The 9,313-nt window shown below is 60.3% G+C and carries 9 protein-coding genes and 1 pseudogene; 5 read left to right on the forward strand and 5 right to left on the reverse strand.

What is annotated here, in order from left to right:
* The 4 genes and pseudogenes from JWR14_RS07560 to JWR14_RS07575 all read right to left on the reverse strand — a co-directional run.
* A pseudogene (locus JWR14_RS07560) lies at positions 1 to 189 on the reverse strand (hypothetical protein); the annotation flags it as partial.
* Between the two features lie 187 nt (positions 190 to 376).
* Positions 377 to 1,501, reverse strand: a complete 1,125-nt coding sequence (gene hisC / locus JWR14_RS07565) for a histidinol-phosphate transaminase (protein ID WP_299703897.1) — start codon at positions 1,499 to 1,501, stop codon at positions 377 to 379.
* Complete coding sequence (locus JWR14_RS07570; RefSeq protein ID WP_299703900.1) at positions 1,498 to 2,937, reverse strand: FAD-binding oxidoreductase; 1,440 nt, start codon at positions 2,935 to 2,937, stop codon at positions 1,498 to 1,500. Before JWR14_RS07570 ends, hisC begins: the two co-directional genes overlap by 4 nt.
* The gene (locus tag JWR14_RS07575; RefSeq protein ID WP_299703903.1) at positions 2,930 to 3,901 is read right to left on the reverse strand and encodes a 2-oxoglutarate and iron-dependent oxygenase domain-containing protein; all 972 of its coding nucleotides are present in this window, start codon (positions 3,899 to 3,901) and stop codon (positions 2,930 to 2,932) included. The genes JWR14_RS07570 and JWR14_RS07575 overlap by 8 nt, the downstream gene beginning before the upstream one ends.
* Positions 3,902 to 4,343: 442 nt before the next feature.
* Here JWR14_RS07575 and JWR14_RS07580 point away from each other — a divergent pair, with 442 nt between their 5' ends.
* The 5 genes from JWR14_RS07580 to hutC all read left to right on the forward strand — a co-directional run bounded on the left by JWR14_RS07580 (position 4,344) and on the right by hutC (position 8,283).
* Entirely contained in the window at positions 4,344 to 5,171 is an 828-nt protein-coding gene (locus JWR14_RS07580) for a transporter substrate-binding domain-containing protein (RefSeq protein ID WP_299703906.1), read from the forward strand.
* A 78-nt stretch (positions 5,172 to 5,249) separates the two neighbouring features.
* A complete protein-coding gene (locus JWR14_RS07585) occupies positions 5,250 to 5,900 on the forward strand; it encodes an amino acid ABC transporter permease (protein WP_299703910.1) in 651 nt (216 codons plus the stop codon).
* Between the two features lie 13 nt (positions 5,901 to 5,913).
* Positions 5,914 to 6,582 (forward strand): amino acid ABC transporter permease, encoded by a 669-nt coding sequence (locus JWR14_RS07590; RefSeq protein ID WP_299703913.1) that lies wholly within the window; start codon positions 5,914 to 5,916, stop codon positions 6,580 to 6,582.
* Between the two features lie 33 nt (positions 6,583 to 6,615).
* The gene (locus tag JWR14_RS07595) at positions 6,616 to 7,503 is read left to right on the forward strand and encodes an amino acid ABC transporter ATP-binding protein (RefSeq protein WP_299703916.1); all 888 of its coding nucleotides are present in this window, start codon (positions 6,616 to 6,618) and stop codon (positions 7,501 to 7,503) included.
* Between the two features lie 18 nt (positions 7,504 to 7,521).
* Complete coding sequence (hutC, locus tag JWR14_RS07600) at positions 7,522 to 8,283, forward strand: histidine utilization repressor (protein ID WP_299703919.1); 762 nt, start codon at positions 7,522 to 7,524, stop codon at positions 8,281 to 8,283.
* A 28-nt stretch (positions 8,284 to 8,311) separates the two neighbouring features.
* On the opposite strand, the gene JWR14_RS07605 is transcribed toward hutC, so the two are convergent.
* Positions 8,312 to 9,313: aromatic amino acid lyase (locus JWR14_RS07605; RefSeq protein ID WP_299703923.1), on the reverse strand; the 1,002-nt coding region annotated here is incomplete at its 5' end.

A 9,313-nucleotide genomic window follows, 5' to 3' on the forward strand; every position in this document is an offset into this window, starting at 1 on the left:
GCAGTGGGGTACGCCGAGGGTGACGTAATGTAGCTTGACCTGAGGTAGCGAAGCGCCGTCTTCGAAGCGAAAGCCGGTAGCGATGAAGTCACCGGATTGCTCGTATAACGGCGCCTGTTGCGCGGCCCCATGGGGAGCGAAACTCGCCAGTGAAAGGAAGAGGGAGAGCGCGAGCAGCAGGGAGCGCATGGTCTTCTCGCTAGTTGAGGTCTGACCTTTTAGTTTAGGCCCATCCTTGCCGGCTTATGCGTATTTCGATGTCAGAAGTGCCAGCGAGTTACCGCGTCTGTGACCGAGCCGGCTTGCAGCAGGTCCCAAGCGCAACTGGAAGAGAACGTGGAGTAGGTTTTGAGGCGCCGCGAATCCCGCTAACCTGTTACCCGCCCCGTCGCCGTTCGAACGACCTGATAAACAAAGCATTATCCGCAGCGTTCCCAACACTCACTCGCATGCAGTTTTCATAACCCGGCTCGCGCCACGGCTTCACAATCACCCCATCCTCCAGCATCCGGCCAGCGAGCTTGGCCGCGTCCTCCCCGCAATCGAAGAACAGGAAATTTGCTCGCGAACGGGCCGGATTCACACCCAGCATGATCAACGCAGCGCGCATCCATTCGCGGCCGGAGCGGGCATCTTTCACGCTAGCCGCAACATGCGCCTGATCGCCAAATGCGACGGCTGCCGCCTGCTGCGCAATCTGGTTGATATTGAACGGCGTACGGACACGATTCATCAGTCCAGCGAGTTCCGGCGCCGACGCCACGCCGTATCCCACCCGAAGCGCCGCTAATCCATACGCCTTTGAAAAGGTGCGTAGCAACAACCACGGCAAGCCTGATTCACGCAGCACCGCGAGACTGTCCGGATAACCGGCTTCATCGCAGGCGTATTCGAAATACGCCTCGTCCCAAAGCACCAGCGTCCCCGGCGACACTGCGTTCAATAGCCGACTCATTTCATTCACATCCATTGCGCAGCCGACCGGATTACTAGGATTACTAATAATCAACATGCGTGTACGCGGCGAAATGGCCGCGACCAGTGCGTCGACATCGAATTCGAAGTCAGACCGCATCGGCACAGTGACCACCTTCGCACCCACGCTCTGCGGATAGATGATGTGCAAGCCAAACGAGGGGATCACGGTGATCACTTCGTCACCGGGTGCGAGGAATGTGTGGGCCGCAATGGCGAGCAAGTCCTCGGAGCCGTTACCGAACAACAACTGCTCGGGATCGACCGCGAGCCGCTCAGCAATCAGCGCACGCAACGCACTGCATGAAGGATCGGGATAAAGCGCGAGCGTTCCGGCCGTGGTGGATTCTGCAAGATGCGCAAGCACGGCCGCGCTGGCGCCACGTGGATTTTCATTGCTGCCGAGCTTGGCGACATGCGAGACGCCATAACGCGCCCGCACGAATTCCCCCGACAACCCCGCGTTGTAAGCAGGCAAGCCGCGCACGTCTGCACGCAAGCTTTCTATAAAAGCGGTTACGCTCATTGAGTTCCTTGTTCCACGGCGGACAGCACCTCAGGCAGCATCTCAGGCAGCACCTTTCCCGGATTGAGGATGCCGTGAGGATCGAGTGCATGCTTGATCGCGTGCATGCAAGCGAGCTCGGCGGGGCTACGCGAGTAGCCCAGGAACGGCCGTTTAAGCACACCAATCCCATGTTCCGCCGATATCGAACCGCTATAGTCGCGAACCATGCCGTACAACGCACGATCGACCTCTTCCACTGTCACGCCGGGAATTGAACGTGCATCGAGCGTGACATGCAGGTTCGAGTCACCAATGTGGCCGAAATACAAACCATAATGCGTCGGCCAGCGTGCAGCGAAGTCCTTGCGGCACGCATCGACGAAATGACCGATTTCGCCTATGGGCAAGCTCACGTCGAAATTGATCGGCTCCATCTTCACCGGCAACTCAGCCGTTGCCTCGCGAATCGCCCACAACGCCTGAGTCGCCGCCTGCGACTGCGCAACAACCGCGTCCAGTACCACGCCCGCCTCAAGCTGTGCGTTAAGCGCCGCGGCAAACCGTTCGCCGTGATCGTCCGAGAACCCGGCCTGTTCGATCAACGCATAAAGCGGATACGCCTGGCCAAGCGGCGACTGCCGGGAGCGTGTCAGCCTGACACCAAAGTCGTAGAACTCCGGCCACATGATTTCGAACGCGCCGATTTCATCGCCGAAAGTGGCTTGCAACGAGCGCAGCAACGCGACCGCATCGTCGTAATCCTTCAGTGCGCACAGCGCGGTGTTGCGCGCGGCGCGGCGTGGCTTCAAACGTAATACCGCACGCGTGATCACTCCAAGCGTTCCCTCTGAACCGATAAACAGGTTGCGCAGGTCGTAGCCCGTATTGTTCTTGACCATCTTGTTCATTGAACTGAGCACGCTGCCGTCGGCAAGCACGACTTCGAGTCCGAGCACCTGGTCCCGAGCAGTGCCCGACTGCAGCACGCGCACGCCGCCCGCGTTCGTGGCGAGGTTGCCGCCGATCTGACACGAGCCGCGCGCACCGAGGTCGAGCGCAAATTCAAAACCCGCTTCCTGCGCGGCGTCCTGCACGGTTTGCAATGTGGTACCGGCAAGCACCGTCATGGTCGCCGCTGCACGATCAACCTCTTCGATGCCCACCAGTCGTTCAAGCGAGACGCAGATATCGCCGCCGGAAGGAATGGCGCCGCCCGCCAGCCCGGTCATGCCGCCCTGCGGGACAACGCTCTGACGGGCTTCATTGCACAAGCGCAGCAGGGTTGCCACTTCGTCGGTTGAACGCGGCAGCACGACCGCTAACGGCGGCACCGGCGAGCGCCCGCTCCAGTCGCCGAGATAGCGCGGTTCAATGGCATCGCCGAAACGCACGGACTCGGTGCCAAGTGCATCAATCAACTTTTTTACTATGCCGTTCATTGCGTTCTCAGCCATTCGCGCGCTTCTTTCTATAACCCATTGAATCGTTGATCCGCCCCAGGATGTAGTCGCCCGCAGCCACCGGTTCATACAGCGGCTGCATGGTCTCAAGACCAAGATCACGCGGATCCACGCTTGCGCCATAAGTCGGATCGTAGAAGGTCGCGATCGAATAACGTTCCTGGCCCGATCGATTGATCACGCGATGCAGCGTCGAACGAAAGCGATCGTTCGACCAGCGCGCAAGCAGATCGCCGACGTTCACCACCAGCGTACCCGGAATGGGCGGCGCATCAATCCAGCTATCGGTTGCAAGCTCCTTCACCTGCAAACCACCCACGTTGTCCTGCCACAGCAGCGTGATGCACCCGTAGTCCGTATGCGGCGCCACGCCGAACTGATCCGCGTCCGACTTGGGTGCTTGCGGCGGGTAATAGACCATCTGCGTGCGCTGCATGCGCTTCGTGTATTTGCTTACGAAAAACATTTCGTCGATATCCAGGCTCACCGCGACCGCGCGCAACAAATCCGCACCGCATGCGCCCATAGATTCGTAGTACGGATAAAGCGCCGGTTGCAGCGAAGGCATGAAGTCGGGCCAGTTATTCGGACCGCGCAGCGCTTCGCCTGCGAGCACGCTTGGATCGTCTTCCGGCAGCTCCAGTCCAATGCTGAAAAATTCCTTGTAGTCAGGTTTGGTGGCCTGATACATGACTGCATCGCCCAGCGCATTAAAGCCGCGGTGCCGATGATTCACCGCGACACGCCGCTTCACCTCAACCGGATAGGCGAAGAATTCGCGCGCCGCTTTCACCGCGCTTTCGAGCACATCGGTTGGCACGCCGTGATTGCTGACGTAGAAGAAGCCGATGCTCGTGCACGCGTCGCGGATCGCGGCGGCGGCTTCACGCAAGCCGACGGGATCCAACGCACGAACCGCCGCCAGATCGACGATAGGGATGTGAGAAGTAGAGGTCATCCAGGTGCTCCGAAGTTTCATCGCCGTCTATACCGTACCGGCCGAACGAGCCCCTGCACGTTTGTGACGGACATCATGCCGAACCGGCACAAGACGCACGGCCGACCCAAAAACGGTTTCACTGCGCCTCGGCGAGCAAGGTCTGCGCGAGACCCGATACAACTGGCGAAGCACTGCCGGGACCGGGCCGCAAGCGTCCGCAGATAAGCCGTGAGCGCTTGCTGAAATCCAGATCAAGTGTCTGTATATACCGCCAATTCGCCGAACGCAACCCGGCGTTTTCGCGAAGTTGGTAAGCCTTGAAATAGTGCGCTCAGAAGTATTTTTGACACGCTTGGCAATGCAAATTGACGGTATATACTGAATCGCACCACAGCAGGTCGGCGCACCGGTTCGCACCTTTGCCAAAGCCGGGTGCACTTTTAACCAGGGGAGTTCAACAATGAATTTTTTCTCGAAGTGGAAGGGTCGTCTGCTCGTGGCCGCGCTGGTCGCGACAGCGGTTTCGGCGCACGCGGAAGACCAGTTGGCGAAAGTCAAGAAGGCTGGCGAACTGGTCGTCGGAACCGAGATGCAGTTTGCACCGTTCGACTTCCTGGAAAACGGTCAGCAACAAGGCTTTAATAAGGACTTCTTCGCTGAGTTGTCAAAGGAGATGGGGGTGAAAGTACGCTCCATCGACCTGCCTTGGCCAAGCGTGCTGCCTGGACTTGAAGCCGGCAAGTTCGATATTGTCAGCGGCCCGGTAACGATCACCAAGGCGCGCATGGAGCGTTACGAATTCACCCTGCCGATTGCCGACGGCACGGTTGCGTTGCTCAAACGTGCCAACGACACCAGCATCAAGACAAACGCCGACGTTGCCGGCAAGACGGTTGGCGGCGGCAAGGCCACCGCTCAGCTCGACCAGTTGAAGCAGTACGTTGCCACGCTGCCGGGCAAGACGAGCGTGCGTGAATACATCGACAACAACCAGGCCTATGCCGACCTCGCCGCCGGCCGGATTGTTGCCGTGGGCAATTCGTTGCCGAACATCGCGTACGTCGCACGCCAGCGTCCGGACACCTTCGCGGTCGTGCAACCGCCGTTCGGCACGAAGGTGTATTTCGCTTATCTCGGCCGCAAGGACGCGGACAGCAAGCCGCTTCTCGACGCGATCAATCAGGCGATCGTCAAGATGCACGGCGACGGCCGTCTTGCGGCGCTGCAGAAGAAGTGGTTCGGCGTCACCATGGACACGCCCACCACCATGCCTTCGCCTAACTATTGAACTTGTTGAACTGCCGGATCAGCGGACCATTGATGCCCTGCAAGGCGCCTTAGCGCCTTGCTCCTTGCCGGACAGCCCATGTTCAGCCTTCACGCGTTGCTCGATGCCCTTCCGTACCTGATCAAGGCCGCGCAAGCCACGGTCCTGATTTCGCTCGTCGGGCTCGCGGCCGGCTTCATTATTGCGATCGCAGTGTGCAGCGCACGGCTCTCGAAGAACCTCTTCGTCTCAAAGCTGGGCGGCGCGTATGTCGGCTTCTTTCGCGGCGTGCCCTTGCTCGTGCAGCTTCTGCTTACTTATTATTTCCTGCCCTTCATCGGCATCAACGTGCCGCCGCTGGTCGCTGCCGCTGCGGCCGTTTCGCTATGCGAAGCCGCCTATCTCGCCGAGATCCTGCGGGGTGGATTTATCGGCATTCCGCATGGGCAACTCGAAGCGGCGCAGTTGCTCGGCTTATCGCGCCTGCATGCCGTGCTGCGCATTCAGGTACCTCAGGCGCTGCGCACGACAATGCCCTCGCTCGTCAATGAGATGGTCATGCTGGTGAAAGCGTCGTCGCTGATTTCAGTGGTGGGTGTCGCCGATATCACGCGCACCGCGCAGAATATTGCCGCCAGCACGTATCGGCCGCTGGAGGCGTATGTTGCCGCCGGGCTGGTGTACCTGGTCATCAACGGGGCGTTGTCGCTGGCCGGGCATCGCGCAGAACGCCGTATGGAACGGGCATAGGCAGACACACCCCATGGCCATTCAATTCGATCCCACGGTCCTGACCGACTCCCTTCCCGCTCTCGCTGAGGGGTTTGCGATCACCATTGCCGTGTGGATTGGCGGCGTGTTGATCGGCATGGCGATCGGTTTCGCCGTCGCGTTGTTGCAGATTTTCTGCGGCAAATGGGTGCGCGGATTCTTGCGTGCTTACATAGAAGTGTTCCGGGGCACACCGTTTCTCGTGCAGCTTTTCGTGCTGTACTACGGTGGACCTTCACTTGGGCTTTCGCTTGAGCCACTGACAGCCGGCATTGTTGGACTGGGACTCTATGGCAGCGCCTATTTTGCAGAGGCATTCCGCTCCGGCTTTACGTCGGTGCCGCGCGGTCACATAGAAGCGGCCGAGTGCCTCGGCTTCACGCGGCTGCAAGTCATCATGCGCGTTCAGTTACCGCAGATGCTCGTCATCATCGTGCCGGCGCTGACCAACCTGATCATCGTGTTGAGCAAGGAAACCGCGGTGCTATCCGTCGTCACCGTGCCGGAGCTGACATTCGTGCTGACCGGTATTGGCTCGGAGCGGTTTGCGTTCGTCGAAACCCTGCTCGCGCTGTGCGTGTGTTATCTCGTGCTCGTGGAAGTGGCGTCGCGAGCCGGACAGTGGGTCGAGATCCGCGTAGGCCGTTTCCTCACGCGGTGACGCGCATTGCGTCCCATCAAACTGAGCGGAATCATGAAGAAACCCAATTCTGGCAACACGCTGACGCCCGCCGAATATCTTGTCGATGCGCGGCATGTCGGCAAGCATTTCGGCGCGCTGAAAGTGCTCGACGACGTTTCGCTCGCCGTGCGCAAGTCGGAGGTGACTTGCATCATTGGCCCGTCGGGTTCGGGGAAAAGCACCCTGCTGCGTTCGCTCGCGTTCCTCGAGGAATACAGCGAAGGCGAGATCTATATTGAAGGCGAATTGATCGGCTATGTCACCGATCGCAACGGCCGGCGCGTGCGGGCGCCGCAAGCCGAAATCAACCGCGTGCGGCGCAACGTGGGCATGGTGTTCCAGCAGTTCAACCTATGGCCTCATATGACGGCCGTGGAGAACGTGGCCGAGGCGCTGGTGCGCGTGCGCAAGCTCCCCAAGGCCGAGGCTCGCAAGCGGGCACTGGCCATGCTCGACAAGGTCGGTCTCGCCGACCGCGCCGACAATCATCCGGCGCGGCTCTCCGGCGGGCAGCAGCAACGTGTAGCAATTGCTCGGGCGCTGGCGATGGAACCGCACATCATGCTATTCGACGAACCCACGTCCGCACTCGACCCCGAGCTGGTCGGCGAAGTGCTGCAAGTGATGAAGAACCTTGCGAACGATGGCATGACGATGGTGATCGTCACGCATGAAATGGGCTTTGCGGCGCAAGTCGCGGATACGGTCGTCTTCATCGATCATGGCAAAATCGAGGCACACGGGTCCCCCGAGGACGTGTTCCACAACGCGCGGCAGCCGAGGCTTAAACAGTTCCTGCAGAACTATCTCGACCGGAACGCGTTCTGGGCACGACGTGATGAACCGTCGGCGAGTGCGGTTCACGTCAGTACCGAATCAGCGGGATATAACCAAACCTGAGCCACACCTGAGCGAGACATGAATACAACCAGCCTTTCGAATCCGGCATCCGCCACTGCGCCGCTCGCGCGCTACGAGCGTGTGAAGGAACATATCCGCACGCGCATCCTCTCCGGCGAATGGCGGCCCGGTGACCGGATTCCATCGGAGATGACCCTGGTCGGCGAGCTGGGCGTGTCGCGCATGACGATCAACCGGGCGTTACGCGAACTCACGGAGCAAGGCGTGCTGACGCGCTTCTCAGGCGTGGGGACGTTTATCGCGGAGGAAAAACCGCAGTCCACGTTACTGATGATCGCGCACATAGGCGATGAAATTCGCGCACGCGGACACGAGTACGGTTACGCCATCGTGCACGCCGCACGTGAGGCGGCGGCCAGTGACGTGTCCGCAGCACTCGGACTCGCACCGGGCGCGTCGGTATTTCACGTGGTGTGCGTGCATCGCGAGAACGGCGTGCCGGTGCAGCTTGAAGACCGTTATGTGAACCCCGATGTCGCGCCGCATTTTCTCGAGCAGGATTTCGCAACGGTGCGGCCCTCGGAGTATCTGTTCAATACCGTGCCGGCGCACGAGGTCGAGCATGTGGTTGACGCAGTGCTGCCCTCGCGCGCGGATGCGAAGCTGCTTGAGATTGGTCCGGACCAGCCGTGTCTCACGCTCGTGAGACGGACCTGGGCGAACAACGTAGCCGTGACGTTTGCGCGTTTCGTGCATCCGGGAACGCGGTATCGGCTGGGATGCAGGTTCAGCGCCGACAACATGCAGCGGCAAAGTTGATCGCCGCTGCTGTCAATCGCGTTTACGTTTAAGCCACCCCTTCCGATGCGAAATGCAGCGGGCAGAACGCGGCTATCGCTCCGCTTGTGACCTGCTTCGCCACCGCCACGATGTCCGGTGCGAAGTAGTGATCGAGCGCGTAATGTTCGACGTCCGAACGAATTGATTGCATGACCGGCTGCAGACACGGACTCGTTTGATGCGGCGCGCGCAGGTCAACGCCTTGCGCCGCTGCCAGCAATTCGATCGCCAGAATATGCGCTACGTTCTCCGCGATATAACCCAGCTTGCGCGCCGCGAACGTCGCCATGGAGACGTGATCTTCCTGATTCGCCGATGTCGGCAATGAGTCGACGGATGCCGGATGCGCGTAGGTCTTGTTCTCCGACGCAAGCGCCGCCGCGGTCACATGCGCGATCATGAAACCCGAATTCACGCCGCCATCGCGTACGAGAAACGGTGGCAGACCGGAGAGCGTTGCATCGATCAGCAGCGCGATCCGGCGCTCAGCCAGTGCACCAATTTCCGCGGCAGCGATAGCTAGGTTATCGGCGGCGAACGCAACGGGTTCCGCGTGAAAGTTACCGCCCGACAGCACTTCGCCGGTGTCCGGGAAAATCAGCGGATTATCCGAGACGGCATTCGCTTCGATCAGCAGGACATTGGCCGCATGACGCATCTGATCGAGGCACGCGCCCTTGACCTGAGGCTGGCAACGCAGGCTGTACGGGTCCTGCACCTTGTCGCAATCCTGATGCGACAAGTTGATTCCGGAGCCTTCCAGCAACGTGCGATATGCCGCAGCGGCATCCATCTGGCCGGCATGACCGCGCAGCGCGTGGATGCGGGCATCGAAGGGAACGACGGAACCCATCGCGGCATCCACCGACAGCGCGCCCGACACCAGCCCCGTGCGGTACAGATCCTCGATCGCGAACATGTTGTACAGAGCGAGCGCCGTGGAAGCTTGCGTGCCGTTGAGCAGCGCGAGACCTTCTTTGGCCTGCAGCGTCAGCGGTTCGAGGCCGGC

Source organism: Caballeronia sp. (genome assembly GCF_028292365.1).
Classification (GTDB): domain Bacteria; phylum Pseudomonadota; class Gammaproteobacteria; order Burkholderiales; family Burkholderiaceae; genus Caballeronia.

Excerpts from the sequence above, each read along its gene's own strand:
- JWR14_RS07590 (WP_299703913.1), top strand. The coding sequence starts at position 5,914 with ATGGCCATTCAATTCGATCCCACGGTCCTGACCGACTCCCTTCCCGCT.
- JWR14_RS07570 (WP_299703900.1), bottom strand. The coding sequence starts at position 2,937 with ATGGCTGAGAACGCAATGAACGGCATAGTAAAAAAGTTGATTGATGCA.
- JWR14_RS07575 (WP_299703903.1), bottom strand. The coding sequence starts at position 3,901 with ATGACCTCTACTTCTCACATCCCTATCGTCGATCTGGCGGCGGTTCGT.
- JWR14_RS07580 (WP_299703906.1), top strand. The coding sequence starts at position 4,344 with ATGAATTTTTTCTCGAAGTGGAAGGGTCGTCTGCTCGTGGCCGCGCTG.
- JWR14_RS07585 (WP_299703910.1), top strand. The coding sequence starts at position 5,250 with ATGTTCAGCCTTCACGCGTTGCTCGATGCCCTTCCGTACCTGATCAAG.
- JWR14_RS07595 (WP_299703916.1), top strand. The coding sequence starts at position 6,616 with ATGAAGAAACCCAATTCTGGCAACACGCTGACGCCCGCCGAATATCTT.
- hutC (WP_299703919.1), top strand. The coding sequence starts at position 7,522 with ATGAATACAACCAGCCTTTCGAATCCGGCATCCGCCACTGCGCCGCTC.
- hisC (WP_299703897.1), bottom strand. The coding sequence starts at position 1,501 with ATGAGCGTAACCGCTTTTATAGAAAGCTTGCGTGCAGACGTGCGCGGC.